The organism is Bacillus sp. mrc49, from assembly GCF_002803435.1.
In genome coordinates, this window is the sequence record NZ_PHNG01000584.1 from 1 (window position 1) to 847 (window position 847).

Sequence of the window (847 nt, forward strand, 5' to 3'; positions counted from 1 at the left end):
GTCGGCTGCCCAGCAGTATACCCATCTTCAAGCAAGGAGGTATTATACTCAGCCTCAACCTTGAAATCCTTCGTCACTCGTTCCTGAACATTGACTTCTGCATATTCCGGATCGATTGTCGCCACCAGTTTTTCATTCAAATCACTTATTTTGAATGTGACCGTCCTATTCCCCATTGAAATTTCGGGATCTGACAGGTCTACATAAACCTTGAAGCCCCTTTGGTTTTTAGCGTTGATCAATAGGCTTTTGGCTCCCTTTAAAGTCACATCTACCGTTTCCGGCACTCCGCTTACCACTAGGTTTTCACGGTCATAATAGACTTCAACCGGCACATTCTCAATGGTCTCCGTACTGATTTCAGGGGCGGTGGATAAACCAAGGGATTTTTTATCCGACTCCATCTCAAAGTTAATGGAAATGAACAGAAGTGCTGCCAAGGCAAACGCTACGATTCTCATAAACCATGCACTATTGGTGAATTTATCCATTCTTTTTCCCCCTCCAATTCCAGATACCTGAGGAAGTTGTTTTGATGTTTTCCACTACGAGCTCACTTGTCAGCATCGCCCTGAAAGATTCTTGATCCAAATCCCTGTAGAGCTCACCATTTTTAGTAACCGATATCCCGCCCGTTTCTTCTGAAACGACGATCGTGAGACTATCAGTCACTTCGCTCATGCCGATCGCGGCCCTATGCCGTGTGCCGAGTTCCTTTGAGATGAACGGGCTTTCCGATAAAGGAAGGTAGCAGGCTGCAGCGGCCACCTGATTATTCTGCAGAATGACTGCACCATCGTGAAGCGGCGTATTAGGTATGAAAATATTAATGAGCAGTTCTGAAGAA

At 45.6% G+C, this 847-nt stretch carries 2 protein-coding genes; both read right to left on the reverse strand.

Translation table 11 applies throughout. From position 1 onward, the window contains the following. Positions 1-491: CdaR family protein (locus CVN76_RS06090; RefSeq protein WP_269800022.1), on the reverse strand; the 491-nt coding region annotated here is incomplete at its 3' end. After that, the coding region (locus tag CVN76_RS06095) for a diadenylate cyclase (RefSeq protein WP_198512505.1) at positions 484-847 on the reverse strand (364 nt) is incomplete at its 5' end. The genes CVN76_RS06095 and CVN76_RS06090, both read right to left, overlap by 8 nt.